The sequence below is a fragment of the Methylophaga sp. SB9B genome, from assembly GCF_004832235.1.
GTDB lineage: Bacteria > Pseudomonadota > Gammaproteobacteria > Nitrosococcales > Methylophagaceae > Methylophaga > Methylophaga muralis.
In genome coordinates, this window is the sequence record NZ_SSXS01000008.1 from 35,248 (window position 1) to 60,953 (window position 25,706).

At 41.9% G+C, this 25,706-nt stretch carries 22 protein-coding genes, 2 tRNA genes and 2 pseudogenes; 14 read left to right on the top strand and 12 right to left on the bottom strand.

Annotated features, from left to right (window positions below; all coding sequences use genetic code 11):
* Positions 1–180, bottom strand: a pseudogene (locus tag E8Q33_RS09815) (AraC family transcriptional regulator); the annotation flags it as partial.
* Positions 181–713: 533 nt separating this feature from the next.
* Here E8Q33_RS09815 and E8Q33_RS09820 point away from each other — a divergent pair.
* From E8Q33_RS09820 to napH, 11 genes are all read left to right on the top strand, one after another.
* Complete coding sequence (locus tag E8Q33_RS09820) at positions 714–1,433, top strand: TorF family putative porin (RefSeq protein ID WP_136554473.1); 720 nt, start codon at positions 714–716, stop codon at positions 1,431–1,433.
* Positions 1,434–1,879: 446 nt separating this feature from the next.
* The gene (locus E8Q33_RS09825; RefSeq protein ID WP_069295929.1) at positions 1,880–2,737 is read left to right on the top strand and encodes a methylamine utilization protein MauF; all 858 of its coding nucleotides are present in this window, start codon (positions 1,880–1,882) and stop codon (positions 2,735–2,737) included.
* A 63-nt stretch (positions 2,738–2,800) separates the two neighbouring features.
* Positions 2,801–4,021, top strand: coding sequence for a methylamine dehydrogenase (amicyanin) large subunit (mauB, locus tag E8Q33_RS09830; RefSeq protein WP_069295928.1), 1,221 nt, complete (start codon positions 2,801–2,803; stop codon positions 4,019–4,021).
* Positions 4,022–4,033: 12 nt separating this feature from the next.
* A complete protein-coding gene (locus tag E8Q33_RS09835) occupies positions 4,034–4,582 on the top strand; it encodes a MauE/DoxX family redox-associated membrane protein (RefSeq protein WP_069295927.1) in 549 nt (182 codons plus the stop codon).
* A gap of 23 nt (positions 4,583–4,605) precedes the next feature.
* Positions 4,606–4,737: a hypothetical protein gene (locus E8Q33_RS16455; protein WP_256369454.1), complete on the top strand. Its 132-nt coding sequence runs from the start codon at positions 4,606–4,608 to the stop codon at positions 4,735–4,737.
* Positions 4,734–5,240 carry a methylamine dehydrogenase accessory protein MauD gene (mauD, locus tag E8Q33_RS09840; RefSeq protein ID WP_247870025.1) on the top strand — a complete coding sequence of 169 codons (507 nt, stop codon included), beginning with the start codon at positions 4,734–4,736 and terminating at the stop codon, positions 5,238–5,240. Before E8Q33_RS16455 ends, mauD begins: the two co-directional genes overlap by 4 nt.
* Before the next feature lie 42 nt (positions 5,241–5,282).
* Positions 5,283–5,843 carry a methylamine dehydrogenase (amicyanin) small subunit gene (gene mauA, locus E8Q33_RS09845; protein WP_069295925.1) on the top strand — a complete coding sequence of 187 codons (561 nt, stop codon included), beginning with the start codon at positions 5,283–5,285 and terminating at the stop codon, positions 5,841–5,843.
* Between the two features lie 21 nt (positions 5,844–5,864).
* The gene (gene mauG, locus E8Q33_RS09850; RefSeq protein WP_084002986.1) at positions 5,865–6,863 is read left to right on the top strand and encodes a tryptophan tryptophylquinone biosynthesis enzyme MauG; all 999 of its coding nucleotides are present in this window, start codon (positions 5,865–5,867) and stop codon (positions 6,861–6,863) included.
* A 37-nt stretch (positions 6,864–6,900) separates the two neighbouring features.
* A complete protein-coding gene (locus tag E8Q33_RS09855) occupies positions 6,901–7,329 on the top strand; it encodes a hypothetical protein (RefSeq protein ID WP_168800188.1) in 429 nt (142 codons plus the stop codon).
* 29 nt (positions 7,330–7,358) lie between these two features.
* Positions 7,359–8,045: a ferredoxin-type protein NapG gene (gene napG, locus E8Q33_RS09860; RefSeq protein WP_136554475.1), complete on the top strand. Its 687-nt coding sequence runs from the start codon at positions 7,359–7,361 to the stop codon at positions 8,043–8,045.
* Complete coding sequence (napH, locus tag E8Q33_RS09865; protein ID WP_136554477.1) at positions 8,042–8,911, top strand: quinol dehydrogenase ferredoxin subunit NapH; 870 nt, start codon at positions 8,042–8,044, stop codon at positions 8,909–8,911. The genes napG and napH overlap by 4 nt, the downstream gene beginning before the upstream one ends.
* 55 nt (positions 8,912–8,966) lie before the next feature.
* On the opposite strand, the gene azu is transcribed toward napH, so the two are convergent.
* The gene (gene azu, locus E8Q33_RS09870) at positions 8,967–9,416 is read right to left on the bottom strand and encodes an azurin (RefSeq protein WP_069295921.1); all 450 of its coding nucleotides are present in this window, start codon (positions 9,414–9,416) and stop codon (positions 8,967–8,969) included.
* A 625-nt stretch (positions 9,417–10,041) separates the two neighbouring features.
* On the opposite strand from azu, the gene E8Q33_RS09875 reads away from it, so the two are divergent.
* A complete protein-coding gene (locus E8Q33_RS09875; RefSeq protein WP_136554479.1) occupies positions 10,042–13,896 on the top strand; it encodes a restriction endonuclease subunit S in 3,855 nt (1,284 codons plus the stop codon).
* A gap of 50 nt (positions 13,897–13,946) precedes the next feature.
* Here the strand turns inward: E8Q33_RS09875 and E8Q33_RS09880 are convergent, their stop codons facing one another.
* From E8Q33_RS09880 to E8Q33_RS09920, 10 genes are all read right to left on the bottom strand, one after another.
* Positions 13,947–15,491 carry a replication endonuclease gene (locus E8Q33_RS09880; protein WP_168800189.1) on the bottom strand — a complete coding sequence of 515 codons (1,545 nt, stop codon included), beginning with the start codon at positions 15,489–15,491 and terminating at the stop codon, positions 13,947–13,949.
* On the bottom strand, positions 15,484–15,780 hold the full coding sequence (locus E8Q33_RS15475; RefSeq protein WP_168800190.1) for a hypothetical protein: 297 nt from the start codon (positions 15,778–15,780) through the stop codon (positions 15,484–15,486). The genes E8Q33_RS09880 and E8Q33_RS15475 overlap by 8 nt, the downstream gene beginning before the upstream one ends.
* The gene (locus E8Q33_RS09885) at positions 15,777–15,980 is read right to left on the bottom strand and encodes an AlpA family transcriptional regulator (protein ID WP_136554483.1); all 204 of its coding nucleotides are present in this window, start codon (positions 15,978–15,980) and stop codon (positions 15,777–15,779) included. The genes E8Q33_RS15475 and E8Q33_RS09885 overlap by 4 nt, the downstream gene beginning before the upstream one ends.
* A 103-nt stretch (positions 15,981–16,083) precedes the next feature.
* Positions 16,084–16,947 carry a DUF6387 family protein gene (locus E8Q33_RS09890; RefSeq protein WP_136554485.1) on the bottom strand — a complete coding sequence of 288 codons (864 nt, stop codon included), beginning with the start codon at positions 16,945–16,947 and terminating at the stop codon, positions 16,084–16,086.
* 39 nt (positions 16,948–16,986) lie between these two features.
* Positions 16,987–18,234 (bottom strand): tyrosine-type recombinase/integrase, encoded by a 1,248-nt coding sequence (locus E8Q33_RS09895; protein WP_247870027.1) that lies wholly within the window; start codon positions 18,232–18,234, stop codon positions 16,987–16,989.
* A gap of 127 nt (positions 18,235–18,361) precedes the next feature.
* Positions 18,362–18,435, bottom strand: a tRNA-Cys gene (locus E8Q33_RS09900).
* 78 nt (positions 18,436–18,513) lie between these two features.
* A tRNA-Gly gene (locus tag E8Q33_RS09905) sits at positions 18,514–18,588 on the bottom strand.
* 38 nt (positions 18,589–18,626) lie between these two features.
* Positions 18,627–19,184, bottom strand: coding sequence for a CDP-diacylglycerol--glycerol-3-phosphate 3-phosphatidyltransferase (gene pgsA, locus E8Q33_RS09910; protein ID WP_136554487.1), 558 nt, complete (start codon positions 19,182–19,184; stop codon positions 18,627–18,629).
* A gap of 52 nt (positions 19,185–19,236) precedes the next feature.
* Positions 19,237–21,078 carry an excinuclease ABC subunit UvrC gene (gene uvrC / locus E8Q33_RS09915; RefSeq protein ID WP_136554489.1) on the bottom strand — a complete coding sequence of 614 codons (1,842 nt, stop codon included), beginning with the start codon at positions 21,076–21,078 and terminating at the stop codon, positions 19,237–19,239.
* Positions 21,079–21,090: 12 nt separating this feature from the next.
* On the bottom strand, positions 21,091–21,300 hold the full coding sequence (locus E8Q33_RS09920) for a hypothetical protein (protein ID WP_069295918.1): 210 nt from the start codon (positions 21,298–21,300) through the stop codon (positions 21,091–21,093).
* 79 nt (positions 21,301–21,379) lie between these two features.
* Here E8Q33_RS09920 and mfd point away from each other — a divergent pair.
* A pseudogene (mfd, locus tag E8Q33_RS09925) lies at positions 21,380–24,913 on the top strand (transcription-repair coupling factor).
* On the top strand, positions 24,913–25,680 hold the full coding sequence (locus tag E8Q33_RS09930; protein WP_136554491.1) for a methyltransferase domain-containing protein: 768 nt from the start codon (positions 24,913–24,915) through the stop codon (positions 25,678–25,680). Before mfd ends, E8Q33_RS09930 begins: the two are co-directional and overlap by 1 nt.
* The last annotated feature ends 26 nt before the right edge of the window (positions 25,681–25,706 follow it).

Consider the following 25,706-nt stretch of genomic DNA (forward strand, 5'->3'; position numbering starts at 1 on the left):
TCGACCAGTGACGCTCGTAATTGATCCTGTAAAGGAACCTCTGTCTAATTGGGTATAATCCTGCGACCAAAAAGGCAATGCTTCTGCTTGTTCCAGTACATCTCGTGAAGTTCGCTCAACCAAATGCATTTTCCCTTTGCCCACAGGACTGCTATTTAAAAGCGCTTCTCTAAAATTCATTGTGCTCTCTCCTCGCTTGGTTTTTCGTGGACATCATGGTCCGGCATTTAAAATATGCCTTATCGAAAAAAACGTCTTCCCTCCTTATTTTTGTGCCTGTTTGATTTATGGAGTTTCAGACTGTTGACACAACTCTAGGCAAATAGTAGGGGGATAGATAGCAATAATCGGCAACACCCTCAAAATGGTATGAGTAATCTCACATTAGGAGTTTGTTAAAGTTGCATAGCCTCTTGTTAACCCATGACTTAAAAGACATTTTTTGCTTGTCATAGCGACTATTCGTTGAATCATACTCCTAGTTTCATCTATTCAGTAGTTAATGCATTTCCATATCAATTGAACTCTGTAACAAGTTACTTGTTGCCAGAATTTACTAATTGATTTTTATTTTGATACGTATATTCGAAGCACCTTTTTTAATTAATCATGACTATTTACTGCAGCCAGTTTTTTATAAAGAAAGTCAGAGAAATTGACCTGAAAAAGGCAGATCACATTATTTGAATGACATACAACTTAGGGATCTTTCAATGAAGAAATCAATTATTTTGTTCAGTACTACAATACTCCTCTTATCTCAAAATGCTTTAGCCTGGGAAAGTGAGAATGGTCAACATTCAACAAGCGCTTCTATAGCACTATCAAGTGATTACGTCTGGCGGGGTTACTCTCAATCGGATAATAAGCCTGCGATTTCTGGTAGTGTTGATTATTCACACATCAGTGGTTTTTATGCAGGCACCTGGGCATCAAATGTCGATTTTATGATTAACGATGATGATGCTCATCTTGAAATGGATATATACGCCGGTTACGCAGGTGAGTTCCATAATAATGGCATTGCATATGACGTGGGTGTGCTTCGTTATATTTATCCAGGGACTGATGGTGGAAATTGGAACGAAGTTTATGGGTCACTGAGCTACCATTATTTTTCACTTGGCATCTCACACTCTGGCGACGTATATGGCAGCGGGGAAAAGGGAACTTACTATAACCTGGGGGTAAACTACCCATTGCCTGAGGGCATCAATTTGGGGTTGGGGTTAGGTTATTACGACTATGACCGTGATGTCTTTGGTAGTGGGAATCCTGACAGCGCAACAAATTACCTGGTTGGCTTATCCAAAGACTTTGCTGGTTTTGAATTGAACTTGAGTTACTCCAATACAAACAGCAATGCTAAAGATTTGTATGGAAGCAAATATGCAGATAGTCGTTTTATCTTCAGCATTTCCAAATCAATGTAATTGTAGTTGTTGCTAGTGGCATTAAAAATCCTTTTGAACGTCTGACTAAACTCTGAATCCACTCTCTCAATTTATTACGAGAGGGTGGAAACAGTCACCTACCTCCGGGATACCTTTTTCAGGCATTTTTTCCCGAACCCCAACTAATCAATAAAAGAAATTCTGTAATGAATATGGATTTTCCACTCTGCCAAAAATGAAACCCATCACTATCCTATTGTTTTTAATAAACCTTCAAAACCGTTTACTCGTCATCGCCCAATTTCAAAGCCACAAAACTGCTGTTTGTGCTCCTGAATAGCAAGAATCGGCAACACCCCATCAAATCGGGAAAAAATTCTCGCTCTCATGCCGATTATTGCTACGGCAGAAAATTTTAACTCGCTATAGTTAAGTCGTTGCAATTTTACAACAACGATAGGTCAGTTATGGCCATAGGAGGAGAAATGAAATTGGATCTTGGTGCTGAAGCATTTCATCAGCCATCCCATATTAATGCAACGGTTGCATCAGTCCCTGATGCAATAGATTTTTCTAAACCGAGCTCAAGCAAAACACGTTTATCGACAATGTTATTTGCCGTTACATCAGGTGTGGCGGGCGGCGCCATGTTAAGCACTCAAGGTTTAGCCACCGGCGCTTTGCAGTGGATGTTTATCGTACTCGCACTTGTTGGTGGCTTTCTGTCCACCTGGTCACCATGTGGTTACTCAAGCCTTAGCCTGCTAAGACCTGCTGGTAAATACTCTTTAGCTTCAGTAATGCGCTGGAGCCCTACTTTTATGACCCATGCGTTGGGATATGCTCTTGGCGCCTTAATGTTAGGTGGCATGCTGGGATTAATCGGCTGGGCTTTATTCAGTAAATTGCCATTTTCGTACATGGCTGGTGGCATGGCATTGCTTGCTCTGGGGTACGGTGCTCATCAGCTCGGTTTCATGAAAATGCCTTACCCACAACGTCGTGCACAAGTCCCACATGATGCGAGATTCCGTTTTCGTTCATCAACTATCGGTCTTTTATACGGCTATGCACTGGGTATGAACTATCTGACCTACGTACAAACACCGATTCTATACATCGTTACCGGCGTTGCCTTACTTAGCGGCAACGTTATAACGGCAATTGCCGTTATTGCCATATTCAACATCGGACGCTGTTTACCAGTTGCCGTTAACTTCCTACCGATCAGTAATCAATCAGTTCAAGCATGGTTGGCACGCTGGCAGGAACGTGCTGTTGAAATAGATGGATTCCTTCTGCTTTCGATTGGATCAGCAGCATTGATGCTTCTGCTTCTTTAAGAGCCGAATGAATCTTGTTAGAGAAGTGTGGAAAATTTTAATAACAATGGTTGGAGGAGAGATATGACCATAAAATTTAATGACGGTAAAACTGGATATCCAAAACAAATCAAACGCTTAGCAGCCTCTATGGCTATGACTGCGATGTTTGTCGGTGGAACTCAAGCTGTAATTGCGGGCGGCGTACCACAGCAACTTGGTTCTGAGGCAACTTTGGACCTGATGGATACACCAGTAATTCTTGATGCACCACCTAGTGATGCTAAACGTGTTTATGTGCTTGATGCAGGTGCATTTCACATGACATCAACTTATTACACTATTGATGGTAATAACAACAAACTGCTGGGCATGACTGATGCAGGAAAGCTACCCCATATGATGTTGGGTGATAACGGTAACTTCATGGCCATAGCCAGCACCATGTATTCACGTGTTGCTCGGGGTACACGGGATGACTATATCGAAATCATTGATTCCAGAACGCACAAGCCAATCGCAGATATTGATATCCCAGAAGGTCGCTTCTTAACACAAGTAATGCAACGCATGGCGAGTCTGAGTGCAGATGATAAGCATATATTGTTTCAGCAATTTTCACCTTCACCGGCAGTTGGTCTCGTCGATCTTGAGAAAGAGTCCTTTGTAAAGATGATGCCAATGCCAGACTGTTATCACCTTTTCCCGGTACCAGATCAAAAGTTTTTCATGCATTGTCGTGATGGTTCATTACTTGAAGTAAGTTACGACAATGAAGGCAATACGCAGCAGAAAAACACCAAAGTTTTCCATGGTGAAGAAGACTATCTGTTTAATAACCCATCCTACTCTATAAAAACTGGTCGTCTTATCTGGCCAAGTACTGGAGGCCGTATTTTCCAAGCCAAGCTATCAGCTTCAGGTGCAGAATTTATTGAACCGTTTGATGCGTTCACTGAGGAACAGAAAGCTGATAAATGGGCTCCGGGTGGTTGGCAACCTGTCAGCTTCCACAATGATCGGAACGAAATCTATTTGTTAGCCGATCAACGTGAAAAATGGACACACAAGCTAACAAGCCGATTTGTATTTGTAATCGATGCTACCACCGGAAAACAGTTGCGTCGCATCGATATGGGCCATGAAATCAATGGTATCGGCGTAAGCCAGGATGCTGAGCCTTACCTATTTGCATCTTCACCTGGAGACCAATCTCTCTATACCTTCGATGCAATCACCGGTAAACAACTCGGTCAGATCGATGAGCTCGGAAGAGCACCTGTAATGATTTACTTACCAGAATAAAGTGAGGAAATTATGAACTGGGTAATTAATGATGCTTCTGTAGCAGTACTGGCCTCCCTTTTTCTGGGACTTGTACTAGCTGCAGCAGCTATTCCTAAGTTACGACACCCTGACGAATTTCAGGGTGTTGTAACCAATTATCGTTTGTTGCCATCTTTCATGGTAACGCCGTTTGCAAGATTACTGCCTCTGATTGAACTGGCATGTGCGATAGCACTACAAATGACACCAGTTCGAGAGTTGGCAGCATGGGTAGCAACGGGTCTTTTTATTATGTTTGCAGTTGCAATCGCCATCAATGTAGGCCGCGGTAGAACTCATATTGATTGTGGTTGTGTTCGCCGTCCTACCAGCGTTAGTCGAATAGGGATGTTCCATGTACTAAGGGCTCTGAGTCTGGCGGGAGTCAGTCTTTATGCAGCTTTAGTCCCTGTGCAGTTTACTAGTGTTTCAATTGCATCATGGGTTATGGGGCTCGCAGCGGCAGTCATGCTGACCTTACTTTACCTGGCAGCCGACGTAATCGTTGGGCTACCTGCCACTCGTTCTAACAAACTTTAGACCTTATTAAAGGAAAAACTGACATGAATTTTGAATTTCTTATTGCATCAAATGTTCTTCTTTGGGGAGCTTTTTTGGCACTAGCCGCACTTATGCTTGGTGTCATTCGTCAGATCGGGCTGCTACATGAACGTTCAGCTCCATTAGGCGCATGATGATCGATCATGGTCCTGATATTGGTGAAAAATCTCCTGTCTTTAACGTAACAACCATTGATGAGAAACCATTGTTAGTGGGTCGTGCTATCACCGCTGGGCGTCCAAGCTTATTAATGTTCACCGGCCCTTCTTGTCCAGTATGTGCAAAATTATTGCCAATAATCCGCTCTGTTGCTGCTGCTGAAGGAACTGATGTCATTTTAATCAGTGACGGTACACAGGCTGAGCACCGCGAATTTCTGCAAAATCATCCACTTCAAGGCGAGCGGTATGTCGTGTCAGCAGAAATTGGTATGCGTTACCAGGTTTCTAAAGTTCCTTACGGCGTTCTACTCGACCAAGATGGTGTAATTCAGTCTAAAGGTTTGTGTAATACCCGTGAACATGTTGAAAGCCTTTTCGAAGTTATTCGCTTGGGTCATTCGTCATTGCAAAGCTTTATGAAAGAAGGCACTGCGGTTCCAGCAGCAGGGTTAGGCAAAGAAACGCACGTACATTAATCGGTGAATCATTAGTTATAAGTACTAACGGAGAGAATAGAAATGAAAAAAAATAAAGGTTTTGACTCTACTATCGAAAAGATGGCCAGAAGCACTGCCAGTAAAACTGGCCGTCGTGGCTTTATTGGAAAACTCGGTGGATTTATTGTCGGTGCAGGTCTCCTTCCTTTGCTACCGGTAGATCGTCGTGGCCGTATGAAAGAAGCTAATGCGACGACGACAGGCACGATGGACCGTGGCGGATTCCAACCTCAGGATCAGGATACTCAAGCTTGTGATTATTGGCGTCACTGTTCTATCGACGGCAATCTCTGTGATTGCTGTGGTGGTACATTAACATCATGTCCTCCAGGCACCGAACTATCACCCAGCTCTTGGGTTGCTAGCTGTTATAACCCAGGTGATCAGCAGACTTATCTGATTGCTTATCGCGATTGCTGTGGTAAACAGACTTGTGGACGTTGTAATTGCCTTAATACGGAAGGTGAACTGCCAGTTTATCGTCCTGAGTTCTCCAACGACATCGTATGGTGTTTTGGTGCTGATAATGACGCTATGACCTATCACTGCACAATCTCGCCAGTAGTTGGTAAGGCGAGCTGAGTTAGATAGGTATCACCTAGCATGAGAATCAGCAGCCTGTTTGTATTTTTATCAGTTGTCCTGGCAATTCAGGCTGCTGACTCTTTTGCCTCTGAACTGGAAGCCTTCAAGCGTCCAGAGGGAATTCCGGCGCCATATACCAACCCACTTACGGTGGAAAAGGCGGCGCTCGGAAAAACCCTGTTTTTTGATCCTCGCCTTTCCCGAAACCAGGAAATGTCATGTGCCACATGTCATGCCCCAGATAAACGTTGGAGTGATGGGCGCAAGATTCCACTTGGTTCTGAAAGTCTTTTGAATCCGCGACGAACCCCCTCTGTTTTAAACAGCGCATGGCTTACCTCATTAATGTGGGATGGACGTGCTGACACACTGGAGTCGCAAGCCGTTTTACCAATAACAACTCAACATGAAATGAATTACGACATGTCAGAGCTGACCACTCGCCTGGAGGATGTCGAAGGATATTACCCATTATTTAAAGCCGCTTTTGGTGATGAAGTCATCAATCAGCAACGTATTAGTGAAGCGTTGGCCAGCTTCCAGCGGACCCTAGTTTCTGCGCCATCCGCGTTTGATAGATGGGTAGAGGGTGACGAATATGCAGTTAGTGAAAGTGTTAAACGAGGTTTTGCACTATTTAACGAAAAAGCAAAATGTGTAGCCTGTCACGCATCGTGGCGATTCACCGATGACAGTTTTCATGACATTGGTCTTAATAGTAATGACCTCGGTAAAGGTGCATTGGTCCCGCCTCAAATAATCATTATGCAACATGCATTCAAAACACCTTCACTTCGTGATTTACCTGAAAATGGTCCGTTTATGCATGATGCATCAATGAACACACTGGAAGAAGTAATAAAGCATTACGAAAAAGGCGGAATCCAACGAGAAAGCCTATCTCCAGAAATGAAGCCTTTTAAGCTGACTGAAACCGAGCGCGATGATCTTATCGCTTTCATCAATTCACTTACGGGCCCGGTACTCGGCATTAAATTTCCTGATATTCCTGAATGACAATCACGACAACTTTAATTAACCACATGAAAACAAAATGAAAATTTTCTCAATAGAACGTATCAACAAAATATTTTCCCATATGGTCAATAGATTAGTCTTGAGCATACTTATTTCAGCAAGCTTTATAACATGTGTTTACTCGATGCAGCTTCATGCTGAGATCCAAAAAGAAGCCGATACCAAAATTCATAAAGTCTATTTACTGCATCACGATTTTGAATTCGATGTTTACAAAGCATCTCCAGGCGACATCATAGAAATCATTAATCAATCAGATATTTCTCATAGCGTTTACATCGAAACACCTGATGAAACTATCATCAACATAGATGAAAAGCTTTATGTGCAAACACCTGGAGTTTCAGTAAGGTGGAAAGTGCCAGAATCTGGTGAGTTTACTCTGCGCTGCTGGATCCACCCGGTCATTCACGCCAAGTTGCTTATTTCTGAATCGATAGATTAAAAGGCGTGCTTAAGCAATAGAGGTGGGAGATGAGAAATAAAACCGAACTTAATCCCGACAACGCTGAACCCGAGAGAAGAACAGCATTTAAACAGATATTCCGACGTTTTGGCGTTGCTGTTGTCGGCACGTTGGCAGGACATGCGATGTTACGTTCCCGACCAGCTATATCTGCTGAAATTATACGTCCACCTGGCGCCTTACCCGAACCAGCGTTTGACTCAACCTGTATTCGCTGTGGTTTATGCGTAGAAGATTGCCCTTACGATATTCTTAAATTAGCAAGTTGGACAGATGTTGCTCCCGTTGGTACACCTTTTTTTGTGGCTAGAGAAGATCCCTGCAGAATGTGTCCGGATATTCCATGTGCCCGAGCTTGCCCGACTGGTGCGCTTGATCCTTTATTAACAGATATTCGTAAAGCCGATATGGGGGTAGCAGTGCTTGTTGGGCATGAAACATGCCTTAACTATAAAGGGATGTCTTGTAGTATCTGCTGGCGAGTATGCCCGATTCGTGATGAAGCAATAACACTTGAACCTATGCAAAATACCAAGGGTATATTACTAATTCCGACGGTTCACTCGGATAAGTGCACAGGATGTGGTACCTGTGAAAAACACTGTGTGCTGTCAGAAACAGCAATACGTGTTTTACCACGCAAACTTGGTTTAGGACGTCCAGGCAGAAATACTGCTGGTCGCGATAAAGTATGATTAAAACCATCAGATTTATATGTGCTGGCATTTATAGTAAGCGATGGTTGCTTACACGGCGTACCGTGCAGCTTTTTATTCTGTTGGCTTTTTTATACCAACTTCCGTTTATTGGAAATATTGCTACTGGCAACTTATCCTCCAGTGAATGGTTTGACAAAATTCCTCTGACCGATCCCTTTATCTTGTTGCAATCATTTTTAGCGGGCTCATCACTCGCCGCCCCAGCTTTGTTTGGAGCATTAATCCTAGCAGTGTTTTACGCCATTTTTGGTGGACGGATATACTGTAGTTGGGTATGTCCCATAAACATGCTGACAGACGCTGCCTATTGGTTACGTCAACGCTTAAACCTAAAAAGTAACTTATCCATTTCGAAAGAGTTGAGAAAAGCCATTTTATTCTTAGCTTTACTGCTTTCTTTTTCTGCAGCTACCCTCGCTTGGGAAATAATTAATCCAATCACCTTACTGCAGCGCGAATTGATGTGGGCATCAATGGCAGGCTCGATGTTTTTATTGGCTTTGTTTTTTTTCGATCTACTAGTAAGCCGTAGAGGCTGGTGTGGACATCTTTGTCCAGTTGGGGCTTTTTACGGATTTCTCGGACATTTTGGACGTTTACGTGTAACCGTTAACAGAGCTGAATCTTGTGCAGGTTCTTCATGCTCGGCATGTATGAAAGTATGCCCAGAGCCACATGTATTGGTTCCAGTTGTGTCACTTAAGGGTAATACAGTTGTATCCGGTGATTGCACACGGTGTGGCGCATGTCTTGATAAATGCTCATCCGGAGTGCTTTCAATGAAAATAGATTTAAGCCACAAACACTCGTTTAAAAATATCCCGATTGTGACCAAAAAATAGCTTCTATCTATAAGAAAAAAGGTTGACGACTTATCGCCAACCTTTCTATGAAATTTTATTCCACCAAATTAACACTGCCACGCATCATCGCTGAATGTCCTGGGAATGAGCAAAAGAAAGTATAAGAGCTGTTAGCATTCAATGAGCTGGTCTCAAATGTGACTGAAGCCTTTTCACCTCCGCCAAGCATTGGAGTCGCAGCGACAACCCGGCTGTCATCTGCAGGAAGATAATTATTTGCAAGACCCGCAGCTGTTCCTGCTTTAACTACTTCTTGAACATCTGAACTTTGAGTCATTACCCAGTTATGACCCATTCCGCCTTTCGGTAAACGTCCTGTGTGTTCAAAGTTTACCGTGAACTGTTCACAACTCATCGGAATATCCATAGTTCGGGTATTAAAGGACATACTATCTCCAGCACTGATTGAAACTTCACAGTCATCTGCTATGGCAACCATCGGAAGGAAACTAACGGCTAAAGGAAGCAATAAGTAAAATCGCATACAAACTCCAAATTAAATAATTGTAGAGCTTGTGATTTTAGTCCTGTATTCCTGTTCTTCATTAGCAAGAATCGGCATTGCTTACTTGCTAAACCCTATATGGCTTAGGGCTAATATTTTTGAATTTGGAAAATCACAAAACAGCAGACATAAAAAAAGCGCCATAAGCGCTTAGGTATTATTTTTATGGTGTTTCAAAATGGAGGTGGGGTCACTATCGAACAGAATGCATATAGCGTTGTTTTTATTGGTTATTTTTTATAATATAAAAAATATTACCACCAAAGTTACCACCAAATTAATTTCTTATATATCACTACATCGTTTAATTCGAACATATAGTATCTATATGTTGATCTGGCGGCGATCGCTCTAATAGTGACTATAGACCTTTGTTATAAAAGATTTTCTTAGTTCAACAATTCAGTGTTGCCCCCATAGTGCCCCATAAATAATTCTTATTAAGCCCCAAACATTTTTGCTAATCATAGATGGTTATGCACTTATGCACTCAATGGACTAGTCAACATCATTAGATTACTCTATCAGGTTGAGTTTTACATCAATGCGTAAATGTCGATTTACATGACAGACTAACTATTATATTTACTAACATAAAAAAATAATGAAAATCAAAACGTCGGAAATAAAAACACTTTTAAATGCCCTTGGATTTACTCGGTTTGATGGGGATAAGGATATCTACTATAAAAATTATCCCAGCAACGATAACTACGTACTGAAAGTAGATTTCGACGAAGAAAAAATTGATTATGGCAACAAAATAAAATTGGGTGATTTGACGACATCTAATTTTGAAAGCACTGAGAACTTTGTAGTATTGGATTGTGTAGACAAACTTCTCGTAAAAGGCTATCCAACTCAGAACTTATCCTTAGAACACAAATGGCCAATGGGCAGAAAAGAAAAAGGAAAGCTTGATGTTTTAGTGTTTGACAATGATGGCAAAGCCTATCTTATGATTGAATGTAAAACTTGGGGTGAGGAATATGATAAAGAAAAGAAAAAAATGCAGCGCGATGGAGGTCAATTATTCTCTTACTTTCAACAAGACAAAGCAGCCCAGTACCTATGCTTATATGCTTCAAGGATAATTGAGAACGAAGTTGAGTTTACTAACGATATTGTAAAAGTTGATGAAGCCTGGAAAGAGCTGGACAATCAAAAGGAAATCTTTGACCATTGGAACAAGAACTTTAAAGACAATGGAATCTTTGAAGAATGGGCGAACGCATACGACGTTGAAATCAAGTCACTTAGGCGGAGTAGATTAAAAGAACTCACGGCAGAAGATAGCGGACGCATTTACAATCAATTTGCTGAAATTCTTCGTCACAATGTCGTGTCTGATAAGCCCAATGCATTCAATAAAATTTTCAACTTATTTCTCTGCAAAATTGTTGACGAAGACCGTAAGCCAGACGAAGAGCTAAAATTCCAATGGTTAGAAAGTGATACCAACGAAGACTTGCAAAAACGCCTTTCAGACCTTTACAAACAAGGAATGAAAGAATATTTAACCAAAGAAGTAACCGACTACAATGACGAGCAAGTAGAAGAAAAGCTGTATGCACTTGATTCTACCGTTAGAGATCAAATTCGTGAAATGTTTACTCGTGTTCGTTTACATAAGAACAACGAATTTGCCTTCAAAGAAGTGTTTGACTCAAAGTCTTTTGAAGAGAATGCAGTTGTAGTGCGTGAAGTAGTCGAGTTACTTCAACCTTATCAAATCCGTTATGGACACAAACAACAATTTTTAGGCGATTTCTTCGAGTTACTTTTAAGTACAGGTATCAAGCAAGAAGCAGGACAGTTTTTTACGCCTGTTCCCATTGCTAAATTCATTATTTCGTCACTGCCTCTTCGTGAACTCATAAAACAAAATATTGAAAATGATGAAAAACACTTTCTCCCCTACATTATTGATTATGCAGCTGGAAGTGGTCACTTCCTTACTGAGTCAATGGATGAAGTGCAAAACATTATTAATGGCATCGATGAGTCCAAGCAAAGACCCTCTGTAAAGCGGAGTTTAAGCAGTTGGAAAATAAATCCGTTTGATTGGGCTTATGATTATGTGTATGGCATAGAAGCAGATTATCGATTGGTAAAAACCGCCAAAGTGAGTTGCTTTCTTAATGGTGATGGATTAGCTAATGTGATTCATGCCGATGGATTAGATCACTTTCAAAAAAGCACTGACTATAAAGGTAAACTTAAAGAGGTAAGTAAAGACGACGCCAAAGACAATGGCATTTTTGATGTATTAGTTGCCAATCCGCCTTATTCTGTTTCAGCTTTTAAAAATACTCTTAAAAATGGTGAAGAGTCTTTTGACCTTTTTAACAGACTGACTGACGACAGCTCAGAAATTGAATGTTTGTTCATCGAGCGTGCAAAACAACTATTAAAACCGGGTGGTTGGGCAGGAATCATTTTACCGAGTTCCATTCTCAGTAATTCAGGTATCTATACAGATGCCCGAGAAATTATTTTAAAGTACTTCACAATCAAGGCCATCGCAGAGTTTGGTTCAAATACCTTCATGGCTACAGGAACAAATACTGTTTCCCTGTTTTTAGAAAGGAAAAACAACAACGATTGGAAAAAGATTGAATCAAGTATAAAAAACTTTTTTGAAAGACCAAAGGAAGCAAATGTCAACGGCATTGAAAAAGCCTTTTCTAAATACGTAGATGAAGTTTTTGAAGATATTACCCTGGGAGACTACATTAGCTTAGTAAACAAAAAGCCGACTGAAGCTTTTAGCAAAACTGAACTTTTTACGGATTACCAAGCGTGGTTTAACGGTTTAACCGAAGTTAAAAACCTAAAAAAGAAAAAAATCTTTAACGACAAAACCTCTGAGCAGAAACAGATTGAACTGGATAAACTGTTTTATTGCAAAGTCTTTGCGAAAGAGCAAGAAAGAATGCTCTATTTCTTTTTGGCAAAGCCTGAGCAGTTGGTGTTGATAAAAGTAGGTGAAAAACAAGCCGAAAAAGATTTTATTGGGTATGAGTTTAGTAACAGACGTGGACATGAAGGCATTAAAATGTACCGCGACCAAGACGGCAAGCTTACAACCAAGCTCTACAATGACGACAACCATCTAGATGAAGAAAAAGCCAACAGTTACGTTTATAGCTCCTTTTTAGGTGAAAATAGAGAAATTTCTGAATCTCTTCAGAACAACCTAACCAAATTTGACTTAAGCGAACTTATTGATTTTAAAAGCGTTACTTTTACAAAAGAAATTTCATTAGGTGTTAAAAAAAAAGTAAGGTTTCAGACTAAATATGACACCGAACGTCTATCAAAACTTTTAATTGATTTAGAAAGTGGCTCGCGTCCTAAGGGTGGAGTTGGTAGTTTCAAGACTGGTATACCAAGTTTAGGCGGAGAGCATGTCGGTACAAATGGCGAAGTAATCACTGATTCATTAAAGTATGTTCCAAAATCTTTCTATGAGAAATGTACAAGAGGAATTTTAAAAGGCAGTGAAATATTAATTTGTAAAGATGGTGCTTTAACAGGAAAAGTGGCATTAATGCCAAAACCTATGCCTTTTGATAAAGCGATGATAAACGAGCACGTATTTTTATTGAGAGCCAATGAAAAGATCGAGCAACTCTATTTGTTTCATTTTCTTTACTCTTCAATTGGTCAATCTTTATTAAAATCCAATATTACAGGCCAAGCTCAAGGCGGTCTAAATTCAACAAATTTAAATAATCTCAAAATCCCCCTTCCCCCCAAAGATGTTCAGAAAAAAATCATCCAAGAAATAGAAGCGTTAGATAAAAAAGAAAAAGCGGATAGAGAAAAGTTATTTGATCTAAATTCGAACCTTGACAGGTTATTTTTAGACTTGAGTCACCCAACTGAAAAGTTAGGAAAACTCGCAAGTTTTAAAAATGGACTTAACTACAGTGAAAAAAGCATGGGAGAATCTGTAACAATTGTTGGTGTTAAGGATTTTCTAGAAGATTTTTCACCTGATCTTGAAAAGCTCGTTCAGGTCAGAATAGACGGTGCTCTATCAGAGAGCTATAAGCTAGAAGCTGGCGATATCTTGGTGGTAAGGTCAAATGGTTCCGCAAATCTTGTTGGTAGGTTTATTTATATAAAACAGCTCAACAGAGTAACTTCTTACTCAGGCTTTACGATTAGAGTGCGTGCTAATTCAGATAAAATTAATTCCAAGTATTTATGCTACTGCTTAAGAACAGACTCAGTAAGAAACAAAATCACAACTGATCCTAAGGGAGCAAATATCAAAAGCGTTAACCAAACAATGCTTTCAGCAATCGATGTTCCTCTTCCTCCTTTAAAGGTTCAACAACAAATAATTCAGAGAGCAGAACAAATTGAGAATGAAATATCACAAATTGAGAGTGAAGCGACTCTGAGGGCAGAAATAAAACAACAGATATTCACCTTGTATCTAAAATAATTACTAAGTGCGTACAGTTATTGACAGAACTCCAAGTAAAAGCGGGCTAGTTAGCTAGCCCGTGAAATTTCCCATGTGTGAGGACGAGTGTTAATTCTGACATTAGCATGCTCTAGCCCATATATACTCTGTGCTTTGATTTCACCGTATTGATTCTCTTTAAGCACTCCCGTTGAGATATCTACAGAATCTTTATACACGAGCTTGATGGGGCGGTCTTTTCGTGAGCAGTCATCACCACCCATCGCTTTAAGATATTCATCCCATTTCGAATCATCAGCAGCTTTTCGGGCTAACTCGATAATCGACTCAGGATCGTCCAGAGGATCCATGCGGCGTAGTTCTCTCCAAATACTTACCCCAGCGCCACCAATTTGCTGAAACTGCCTGATACCCCATACAGAGGCCCACGTTTCAATTCGTCTGGCAGCAACAGTAGGATTTTCACCGTAAATTCCAACATCTAGGTTTTCACCATCAATGTTTTTTGAAATGTATTTAGCGATATAGCCCGTTGCACTACCTTTGTTCGGGTCAATTTTCACAATGGTTATACGATGCTTATCAGCACCCTCTTCATCTCCATCCTCTTCAAAAGCGTAGTGTGTGAAAATATCCTTAACCGGTTGTTCATCTGAGCCTTTAAGAAATAACAGCAGATGCCAATGAGGTGTGCCGTCATGATGTGGCTCGGCAACTCTAAAACCGTAAGCGCGAATACCTTGGCGATCCAATTCAGCACGAATTCTGGAAAAGGTTGTTTTCAAGTATTGTTGTGCATCAATCGGAGTGCTGCCATCCCAATTTTTAGTTGGATCACCACTGGTTGAATAGGCACGGTGGTATTTAGAAGGACAGGTAATTGTTATAAAAATAGCAGTGTGCTTTTTGGTTTTGGCATATTCCTCAAATCCTCGGCAACGTACCATCATTTCATCTTTTCTTATACGAGGATTGGAGACGCTGGTTGCTTTAAGTTCCGATAACAAAAATGATTGCCCTTCTTCATTAGTAGCTAACATATTTTCCAGAAACTCATGTTGTTTTTGCTTTTGCCAGCGACGACGAGTGACATTTAGATCAGAAGCATATATTTGAGCATTTTTCTTTACAAAGTTTAACGTTCTGGCAACGGTTTCAATATCACGATTTTGTCTTATACGAAGATTAGATAGCCACCAACTTTTATTAATTGAACGACGTATCAAAGAGAGCATATCTGATGTGCTGGGCTCATCTTTAAGACCAGATGGATGAATGCCACGATAAGCCATAAAGCCTAAAATTCTCTTATAAGGCTTTTTGAGTGATTCATTGCTTAAAGACTGCCAAATCATGATGCACTCTTGAGCCTCGTCCTCAGCTAATTTATTTAAGTCATCCTCGTCAGCATCCAAGGTTTTTAAACTTAATCTGCTAATAAGAGATGAGTCGATATGCTCACTGATGTTTAAGAGATAAAGGTTTGCTTCTCGTCGGCTTAGGTTCTTTAAGCGTTTGTGATATTCCGCCATAATTTTTTTCTTAAAAAACTCTGGAAGCTTCTCCGTTTTATCATAGACAAAAAGCCGATCATCACGATGTATTTCAGTCATGGTAGGCCTCCAAAAATTTCTGGCCTTTTTGACTGATAGTAACGACCTGCCATGCAATACTAAAATCATTAACGTGGTTAGCTTCCACCAGACCTTTTTTGTATAACTTGCGAATTGCTCTAAAGTCGGTTTTAAACGGTGGACATGAGGAATGCACTGTATGCCCAAATTTTTCACGAATATCGACACATATCAGGATGACGTTTGTTTGCTCACCGTCACCATCATTAAACCATTGCAAATAATTAAGTTGTGTAGCTGTTAATTTGAAGTTTTTCTGTTGTTTCATGACATAGCCTCCATGTTACGAGAGGCTGCAATGCGTTCTTCAAGCCAATGGTTAATTTCTGACTTGAGCCACCCACTAGAGAAGCTTGTTAGTTTGATTTGTTTTGGAAAACGATTCTCACTGATCAGTTTGTAGATTGTTGAGCGAGCAAGGCCCGTCGTCGTTATGACTTCTGGCAGTTTTAGAATTTGTTCAGACATCAATATCTCCCTGTGATTTGTTAAAGATGCAGGGAGATGTTCGTTTAATTTTGAGCTGGTATCACTTGACAAGAATGGCCGTTAAAAATGCCTTGGAAGTTTTCTAGGTGATTTTTTGCCGATTTTTATCAGCAATGACATTCGCCATTCTTTTAAGAACTGTTCTATCGGCTAATTTATTTGCCAAAGGTTTAATCGTGTCATTAATCATCGCGGTTGTATCTCGTGTGTCTCGGATACTTGTTTCAGGAAACAAAATATCACCCAGTATTTTGCTGGTAACTTTATTACCTTCAAGACAATTCCAAGTAATCAGATCCAAATAAGCAATGACTCTCGCATCGTGCCATTTTCTGAAAGTTACAGTATTGAAGTTTTTCATCTGGTGTTCTCTACGGTTAGTAGTCTTATCAGATTTTCGCTTTTCCCGTTCCTGTTGAAGCCATCCTGAAAATGCTGATTTAATTTCGTTATCCGAATTATTCATATCAACCTGTAGGAAAGATAATTCATCCTCAGGATAAATATCAGACGTTGAAATAAAGTCGTTAAGCTTTCCAGCATTATCTTGATTTAGCACTGAAAAAGTTGAGAGTTCGGTTTCTATGTAGAGTTTTTCTAATTCAGGGGATTTAAGGTTATCTGCAAGTAAAAATAGCTCTAAATAGGTTATTTCTTTTACGACTGAGCTGGACTCAGACTGATCGTGCATGATTAGCTCATTTAGCAATTGATTTATTCTTTGATCGGTTATCACACCAGATTGAATATTTTGAGTATTAATATTTCTAATCAGAGCTTTTTGAGAATCATCAAAACTTTCCATTGGAGTTTTGCTGGAAATATAACCTAGAAAACGCATAGACAAATTTACCAGCCAACACTCCAGAGGCATATTTGCCGCCACTTCATATTTTTCTAAATTAAATTCTTCGGGAATGAACTTATCTAAATGATCTGAGTACATCAAAACTTCCAGTTTTATTTTTGCGGATATCTAGCTTGCTTAAGATTTGGCGCTCTTTATCGGGATTACATCAGCGCCGTGAGCTAAACCATCAAGATAATCAGCCCATGCCTGCATCATTTCTTTTCGTTCTGGCAAATATTGAGCGTAGTTATATGCTGCTCTCACCCCATTTTTTTCACTGTGGGCAAGTTGTCGTTCTATAGCATCACGATTCCAGCCCTGCTCATTGAGAATTGTGGAAGCCATACTTCTAAAGCCGTGAGCAGTCATTTCTTCCTTTGTATAACCTAATCTTCTTAGGCTTGCATTGATGGTGTTGTTGCTCATTGGCCTTGTTAGAGTTCGGTTACTTGGAAAAACATATTTTCCCCTGCCCGTAAGTGGCTTTATATCCTCCAATATAGCTAATGCTTGTTTTGATAACGGGATGATGTGCAACACTTTCATTTTCATTCTTTCGGCTGGGATACGCCATTCAGCATTTTCTAGATCGATATCATTCCATTCGGCTTGTCGAAGTTCTCCCGGTCGAACGAATACATAGGGCGTTAAACGCAGAGCACATGCAGTAATGTAGCTGCCTTGATAGCCTTGAATCGCACGCATTAATTCACCAATAGCTTTAGGCTCGGTAATAGATGCAAAGTGAGTTTTTTTGGCTGGAGGTAAAGCACCAACTAAATCTGCTGCAGGATCACGCTCAGCCCGTCCGGTGGCTATTGCATAACGCAGGATCTGGCTACAAATTTGGCGAACACGATGAGCACTATCAACAGCCCCCCTGCTTTCCATTCTACGGAGTACCATTAATAATTCTGGTGCGGTTACAGTATTGATTACTTTTGAACCAAGCCATGGATAAACATCATTTCGCAATCGGCCGATTGTGCGTTGTTTATGTTGTTCAGACCATTCACTAGAGAATTTTGTAAACCATTCATCAGCTACAGCTTTAAAGCTGTTTTCACTTGCAGCATGTTTATATAGCTTTTCAGTCTTTCGCTCGACTGCTGGATCAATATCATCAGCAACCATTGCTCTGATTTCATCGCGTTTAAGGACAGCAGATTTTAGGGTAGTTGTGGGATATGTTCCCAGAGACAATTCTTTTTGTTTCCCACCAAAGCGATAACGAATGCGCCACCACTTTCCACCTTTGGGAGAAATAACAAGATAAAGGCCAAGTCCTGCTGAAAGCTTGTATTGCTTAGCTTCAGGTTTAGCATTTCGGATTTTCATGTCTGTTAAAGCCATTGTTCCCACCAGCACTTTGAATGTTCCCATCAAAGTTACCACTAAAAATGGTGGGAAGTACATAGACGCTATTGGACGACGCGGGAACACGACAATCCATAAAACCGTTGATATTACTGGTTTTACGGACGATTTAGGATGTTTCTGGAAGTGTAAATGGAGGCTGGGGTCGGAATCGAACCGGCGTTAACGGAGTTGCAGTCCGCTGCATGACCACTCTGCCACCCAGCCATGGTATGTCTTTCTTAAGCTATCCAAAACTAAAAAGCCGCAGTAGTTACTTGGACTGACCGCGGCTTTTTTTATTCTTGGAGCGGGAAACGAGATTCGAACTCGCGACCCCAACCTTGGCAAGGTTGTGCTCTACCACTGAGCTATTCCCGCTTAGGAAGACGTGCATTATAGGCACTTAATATTTTCTGTCAACCCTTATCTACCAACACTGGCAAGGCTGCTTTCAGGTAGGTGATCATTGAGGTCAATGTGAGCAAAGCTGCCACATATAACAAGGCTACGCCAATCTCAAAAACAGGTAATCCAAACAGCGGTTTATAGAAAATTAAGCAGCCGATGGCGATCATTTGAAAGGTGGTTTTCCACTTGCCGACTGAGGAAACCTGGACCACATGACGAGCACCAATTTCGGCCATCCATTCACGTAATGCGGAAATTGTTATTTCACGAAATACGATAACGATGACAGGAAGCAGAATAAACCAGACCGGAGACTTATAAAGAATCAACAATAACGCGACGACAACAATTAATTTATCAGCGACTGGATCAATAAACGCCCCGAATGGTGAGGTAAGATTCATCCGCCTTGCCAGATAACCATCGAGCCAATCGGTAATGCCCGCCAGCACAAACACCACCGTTGCCCAGATGGTTGCGTTGGGACTTGGAGCAAAATACAAAGCGACCAATACAGGTATCAGTAAGACTCTAAGCAAACTGAGAAGGTTGGGTAAATTCAGCATAATAATATCGTTGCAAGCTATAGATAGCGCCTATGGTAGCACTATGAGGCGGTTAATTGTCTGGATGAAACAAGTCGTAAATCTTCTGTGCGAGCGCGGCACTGATACCTTCCACTCTTTGCAGGTCTTCTACCCCGGCTCGTTTGACCTCTTGAAGCCCACCAAATTGTTGCAGGATCTTCTGCCGACGCTTGGGCCCAAGCCCTACAATATCTTCTAAAGTTGAGGTTTTACGGGCTTTAGCGCGACGTTGTCGATGACCGGTAATAGCAAAGCGATGTGCTTCATCACGAACTTGCTGTAATAAATGTAATGCCGGTGAATCAGCCGATAAGGTGACTTCACCGGCTCGGCCAACCAGAAATAATGTTTCTTCGCCGGGCTTACGAGCCGGGCCTTTGGCGATACCTAATATTGGTAAATCACTTAAATTTAATTCAGCGAGTACTTCCTGAGCTTCTTTGATTTGGCCTTTACCACCATCAATCAGCAATAAATCCGGACGTTTGCCCTCGCCGTTATTCAACCGGGTAAAACGTCGGCTCAATGCTTGATGCATAGCGGCATAATCGTCACCGCCGGTAATGCCTTCTATATTGAATTTGCGGTAATCACTTTTAATCGCCCCTTCCAAACCAAACACCACACAGGATGCAACCGTGCGTTCACCACTGGTGTGGCTGATATCGAAACACTCAATACGCTTGGGCAGTTCGTCCAGCTCTAATGCATCCTGCAAAATTTCAAAACGTTGTAATAAGTTAGAACGGCTGCTAATACGTTGTGTGAGACTGATTTCGGCATTGGTCATCGCCATTTGTAACCAACGGGTTGCATGGCCGCGTTGCGGTTTACGCAGACTGACTTTGTGGCCGGACTCGGTCTGCAATACGTCTTGCAACAGTTGGGCATCTTCGACTTCATGACTCAGCAGTATTTCGGCTGGAACATCTTTACCCAGGTAATACTGTGGGATAAATGCCGTTAGCAATTCTGATTCGCTGAGATCCGATGAGCCTTTAGGGAAATACGATTTACTACCCAGATTACGACCGCCACGAACAAAACTGACTTCAACTACTGCAATACCATCGCGCACGATGGCCGCCAGCACATCAGAATCGCCTTGCATTGAGCTGACATATTGTCGTTCTTGCACCCGACGTAAGCTGATGATCTTGTCACGGATAGAGGCCGCTTGTTCAAACTGCAGTTGTTGCGAGGCAACATCCATCTGATTACTCAGCTCATCCATTACCTGCTGGTTTTTGCCTTCCAGAAACAGAATGGTGTGCTGCACATCTTTTTGATAATCCGCTTCGGAAATCAATCCAACACAAGGTGCAGTACAACGTTTGATTTGATATTGCAGACAGGGCCTGCTGCGATTTTGATAATAACTGTCTTCACATTGACGCACTGGAAACAGTTTCTGCAGCAGATTAAGACTTTCCCGAACTGCCCCAGCACTTGGATAGGGTCCGAAATATTTACCCTTTTTGCGTTTGGCGCCACGATGCACACTCAAACGTGGATAGTCATCACCGGATATTAATAAGTATGGGTAGGATTTATCATCACGTAATAACACGTTGTAACGCGGCATCAGCTCTTTGATCAGGTTATTTTCCAGGATCAGAGCTTCGTTTTCAGTATGAGTAACGGTGATTTCTATCGCCACGATTTGGGCGACCATTACTTGCGTTTTGCTGGTTAAACCCGTGCTACGAAAATAACTGCCGACACGTTTTTTTAGATTTTTAGCCTTACCGACATAAATCACCGTGCCTTCCGCATCGACCATTCGATAAACACCGGGCCGACTGGTAAGTGATTTTACAAAACTGACCGGGTCGAATTTCGGTTCGGTAGTGGGATTTTCAGTCTGACTCATTAAAACCGTGATTTAAGAATTATCGTCTTTTCTTGGAGAATATTGACGTTGATAGCATTTGTGGGCTTGGTAAAAACTGTTGGCAGATAAGCCTAACAAAATTAACCCACCAATTATGGCTGGAACATTTTCGTGATAAAAATAAAACATGGCCAAGGCAGCTAATAACTCAGCAGTGCCAATAACTTTTAATAACACAACATTTTCCGTACGTTTCACCATGTTTCATCTCCGCTTCGTTGCAAAATTTTGACTATAGCATTAACACTTATTATTTGTAAGGACATTATCTTGTTTGAAAATGCTGGATGCTGTACTTGGTCAAGTATGGGAAAATAACGCGCTTTCTCACTTTCAATATATCAAGGTATCACTCTTGCCAGCTAATTTGCTTCAGCCTGTCTTACCAGTATCAGCCAAAGATCAACTTCGTGCCGGGCAATTATACGGTAGTGCACAGGGATTGTTATTGGCAAAAGCAGCGCAACAGCATGAAGGTCCTTTATTAGTAGTGACAGATGATGTGGCCAGTGCCCATCGATTAGAGTTGGAAATCCGTTTTTATCTTGGCAATGCCGAACTGCCAATTTTGCATTTCCCAGATTGGGAAACCTTGCCTTACGACAGTTTTTCTCCGCATCAGGATATTGTTTCCGAACGCTTGCAAACTTTGCATCATTTGCCCGATTTTAAACGCGGCATTTTACTGGTGCCGATTGCCACTTTGATGCAACGTATTGCACCGCGAGCCTTTCTGGATGGCAATCATCTTGAACTGAAAGTTGGCGATCAGTTTGATATCGAACAATGGCGTCTGAAACTGGAAAAATCCGGTTATCGCAATGTGGCTCAGGTTATCGAACATGGCGAGTTTGCCGTTCGTGGGGCCATCATTGATTTATTCCCGATGGGTAGTCGTCAGCCGTTTCGGATTGATTTGTTTGATGATGAGATTGATACGCTGCGTACCTTTGATCCTGAAACACAACGTTCTATCGATAATATCGAACAGATCCAATTGTTACCGGCACGTGAGTTTCCGGTTAATGACGACAGTATTGCGCTGTTCCGTAAACAATTCCGCCAGTATTTTGATGGCGACCCACAACGCAGTCTGATCTATCGTGAAGTCAGTGCCGGCAATATGCCGGGCGGTATTGAGTTTTATCTGCCGTTGTTTTTCGAGCAAACCGCACGCCTTACCGATTATCTGCCGGACAACACGCTGTTAGTGCAGCTCAATGACACGGTTCATGCCGCAGAACAGTTTTGGCAGGAAATCCAGATCCGTTATCGTCAGCATAGTGTTGATCCCGAAAGACCATTATTACCGCCGATCAATGTGTTTGTGCCGGTAGAAGAATTATTTAGTCAATTCAAACAATGGCAACGGTTGCAATGCCAGAACTTTGAAATTGATGGCTCAGCCGGTAACAGTAATTACGCCACGGTAATGCCGCCCTCGTTGCCATTAAATTCCAAGCAAGATCGACCCTGCGAAGCTTTACATCAATTTATAGATAAATTTTCTGGGCGGATTTTAATCGCAGCCGAATCAGCAGGTCGTCGTGAAACGTTGCTGGATTTGTTACGTAAAAACCAGTTACAACCCAAAGTGGTCGACAACTGGGATGCCTTTATTAATGAAAGCGCTCCGCTCTGTATTACCGTTGCTCCGCTAGAACAGGTTTGCTACTGCAAAGTGAAAATATCGCCGTCATTGCAGAAACTCAGCTATTCGGCCAACAGGTTATGCAACGCCGCCGTCGCAGCCGTAAAAAGCGTGATTCCGATGCCATTATCCGTAATCTCGCCGAACTGACGATTGGTGATGCGGTGGTGCATGAAGATCATGGTGTAGGACGTTATCTTGGCCTGCAAACTTTGGATGTTGGTGATGTCGCTACCGAATATGTGACATTGGAATATGCCAAAGGCGACAAACTCTATGTGCCTGTGGCTTCGCTGGATTTGATCAGCCGTTATTCCGGTTCTGCACCTGAACTTGCTCCTTTACATCAACTTGGCACTACACAATGGGAAAAAGCCCGCCGCCGAGCTGCTGAAAAAGTGCGTGATGTGGCTGCAGAATTACTCGATATTTATGCCAAACGTGCTGCCAATAAAAAACCGCCAATGCAGTCACCTGATGAACAATATGAAGCATTCTCGGCAGCGTTCCCATTTGAAACGACCCCAGATCAACAAGACGCAATTGATGCGGTGATTGCCGATATGCAATCGGAAACGCCAATGGATCGTTTGGTATGTGGTGATGTGGGGTTTGGTAAAACTGAAGTCGCCATGCGTGCGGCATTCCTAGCTGTGCAATCTGGCAAACAGGTATTGGTTTTGGTACCAACTACCCTGCTCGCTCAACAACATTACGAAAACTTCAAAGACCGTTTTGCTGATTGGCCGATTAGAGTCGAAGTTTTGTCACGCTTTCGTAGCAAGAAACAATTGGATGATGTGAAATCAGCCATTAGCGAAGGTACTGCTGATATCGTTATCGGCACCCATAAATTATTGCAGCAGGATATTGACCCCAAACGGCTTGGCTTGTTTGTGCTTGATGAAGAGCATCGTTTTGGCGTCACCCAAAAAGAACAACTGAAAAAATATCGCTCGCAGATCGATGTTTTAACGCTTACCGCCACGCCGATTCCGCGCACCTTGAATATGTCGATTTCCGGCATTCGTGATTTATCCATTATTGCCACTGCTCCAGCACGGCGTTTAGCGATTAAAACCTTTGTGTTGCAATGGAATGCCGACAAAATTCGTGAGGGTATGCTGCGTGAAATCAAACGTGGCGGTCAGGTTTACTTCCTGCATAACAAAGTGGAAGACATTGATCGCGTAGCGCGTGAACTTGAAACCTTAATGCCGGAAGCTCGCATTGCAGTCGCGCATGGCCAAATGCGAGAACGTGAGCTGGAACAGGTGATGCTCGACTTTTATCATCAACGTTTTAATGTACTGGTTTGCACTACGATTATCGAAACCGGTATCGACGTACCGACTGCCAATACCATCTTTATAGATAGAGCCGATAAATTAGGTTTGGCCCAGCTTTATCAAATTCGTGGGTCGTGTTGGTCGCTCGCATCATCGTGCTTATGCTTATCTGATTACCCCGCCGCAACAGGCCATGACTGCCGATGCGATTAAACGTTTGGAAGCCATTGAGTCGATTGAAGATTTAGGTGCAGGCTTTACCCTGGCCACACACGATATGGAAATTCGCGGTGCCGGTGAATTATTGGGTGATGAACAAAGCGGTCAGATGCAGGAAATTGGCTTTACCTTATATAACGAATTGCTGGAACGCGCGGTCAATGCGTTGAAATCCGGTAAAACCCCTGATCTGGATAATATGGCGCGGCAGACCGTGGAAATCGATCTGCATGTACCGGCGTTGATTCCATCCGATTATCTGCCCGATGTGCATACCCGTCTGGTGTTATATAAACGCATTGCCGCAGCAACTGATAAAGAAGCGTTGCGTGAACTGCAGGTGGAAATGATTGATCGATTTGGTCTGTTACCCGAACCGGTGCAAACCCTTTTTGCCGTGCATGAATTACGTCTTAAAGCCAAGACCATCGGCATCCGTAAAATTGATGTTTATGATCAAGGTGGCCGCTTGCTGTTTGATAAAGAACCACAGGTTGAGCCAATGACCATCATCCAACTGATTCAGAAACAGCCTTCCCGCTTCAAACTCGATGGTCAGGATAAACTGCGATTCACAGATAATATGCCGGATGCTGAAAGTCGGATTCTGGCGATCGATTCCCTGTTGGATAACCTGCTTAAACCGGCCGCCTGATGCAACAGGATCGTAATTTTGACGATTTAGCTGAGCGCTTTAATGCGCGTATTTATGACACCAGCAAGGGTCAATTACGTTTAGAAATCCTTAAACAGGATTTACATCAGTTCACCGAGTCTAAAGATTTACAGATTTGGGATGCAGGTTGTGGAGCCGGACAAATCAGTTTGTGGTTGGCCGGCTTTGGTCATCAACTGACTTTGTGTGATATTTCAGAGAAATTACTCGACCAGGCCAAGCAATCATTTGCGCAAGCAGAGCTGGATGCAGGCTTTCATCACGCTTCAATTCAGCAGCTGGCACCGCAGTTAGCAGCGTTTGACTTAGTGATTTGTCATGCCGTAGTGGAATGGCTGGCAACGCCTTTAGAAACCTTAAAACTGGTGCTAGACCGTGTAAAAACTGGTGGTTACCTGTCATTGATGTTTTATAACCGCAACGCCATGGTTTATAAAAATATCATTCAAGGTGGCTGGAGACTGGAACCAATTATCAATGATCGCTATATTGGTGCTGGAAACAAATTAAGCCCGCCGTTTCCCCAATATCCGTATGAATTGATTCAGTTTTTAGAAAGTAATGGTTTTGAGATAATTCAACACAGTGGAATTCGCGTGTTTAGTGATTATTTGAACTCTGAGAGCCGAAACCAGACCAATGAACAGGAATTACTGGCGTTAGAGCATCAATATTGCCGTATGCCTACCTATCGTGACATGGGACGTTACGTACATTTACTCACCGAGAAAATATCTCCGGATTAGCAGGGATTACTTCATAATATGCAGCC

Coding starts and splice junctions, on each gene's coding strand:
- E8Q33_RS09820 (WP_136554473.1), top strand. CDS start 714: ATGAAGAAATCAATTATTTTGTTCAGTACTACAATACTCCTCTTATCT.
- E8Q33_RS09885 (WP_136554483.1), bottom strand. CDS start 15,980: ATGTCTGAACAAATTCTAAAACTGCCAGAAGTCATAACGACGACGGGC.
- napH (WP_136554477.1), top strand. CDS start 8,042: ATGATTAAAACCATCAGATTTATATGTGCTGGCATTTATAGTAAGCGA.
- mauG (WP_084002986.1), top strand. CDS start 5,865: ATGAGAATCAGCAGCCTGTTTGTATTTTTATCAGTTGTCCTGGCAATT.
- E8Q33_RS09930 (WP_136554491.1), top strand. CDS start 24,913: ATGCAACAGGATCGTAATTTTGACGATTTAGCTGAGCGCTTTAATGCG.
- E8Q33_RS09890 (WP_136554485.1), bottom strand. CDS start 16,947: ATGTACTCAGATCATTTAGATAAGTTCATTCCCGAAGAATTTAATTTA.
- E8Q33_RS16455 (WP_256369454.1), top strand. CDS start 4,606: ATGAATTTTGAATTTCTTATTGCATCAAATGTTCTTCTTTGGGGAGCT.
- pgsA (WP_136554487.1), bottom strand. CDS start 19,184: ATGCTGAATTTACCCAACCTTCTCAGTTTGCTTAGAGTCTTACTGATA.
- E8Q33_RS09835 (WP_069295927.1), top strand. CDS start 4,034: ATGAACTGGGTAATTAATGATGCTTCTGTAGCAGTACTGGCCTCCCTT.
- E8Q33_RS09920 (WP_069295918.1), bottom strand. CDS start 21,300: ATGGTGAAACGTACGGAAAATGTTGTGTTATTAAAAGTTATTGGCACT.
- napG (WP_136554475.1), top strand. CDS start 7,359: ATGAGAAATAAAACCGAACTTAATCCCGACAACGCTGAACCCGAGAGA.
- E8Q33_RS09825 (WP_069295929.1), top strand. CDS start 1,880: ATGAAATTGGATCTTGGTGCTGAAGCATTTCATCAGCCATCCCATATT.
- azu (WP_069295921.1), bottom strand. CDS start 9,416: ATGCGATTTTACTTATTGCTTCCTTTAGCCGTTAGTTTCCTTCCGATG.
- E8Q33_RS15475 (WP_168800190.1), bottom strand. CDS start 15,780: ATGAAACAACAGAAAAACTTCAAATTAACAGCTACACAACTTAATTAT.
- E8Q33_RS09875 (WP_136554479.1), top strand. CDS start 10,042: ATGAAAATCAAAACGTCGGAAATAAAAACACTTTTAAATGCCCTTGGA.
- E8Q33_RS09880 (WP_168800189.1), bottom strand. CDS start 15,491: ATGACTGAAATACATCGTGATGATCGGCTTTTTGTCTATGATAAAACG.
- E8Q33_RS09895 (WP_247870027.1), bottom strand. CDS start 18,234: ATGGGAACATTCAAAGTGCTGGTGGGAACAATGGCTTTAACAGACATG.
- mauD (WP_247870025.1), top strand. CDS start 4,734: ATGATGATCGATCATGGTCCTGATATTGGTGAAAAATCTCCTGTCTTT.
- mauA (WP_069295925.1), top strand. CDS start 5,283: ATGAAAAAAAATAAAGGTTTTGACTCTACTATCGAAAAGATGGCCAGA.
- uvrC (WP_136554489.1), bottom strand. CDS start 21,078: ATGAGTCAGACTGAAAATCCCACTACCGAACCGAAATTCGACCCGGTC.
- E8Q33_RS09855 (WP_168800188.1), top strand. CDS start 6,901: ATGAAAATTTTCTCAATAGAACGTATCAACAAAATATTTTCCCATATG.
- mauB (WP_069295928.1), top strand. CDS start 2,801: ATGACCATAAAATTTAATGACGGTAAAACTGGATATCCAAAACAAATC.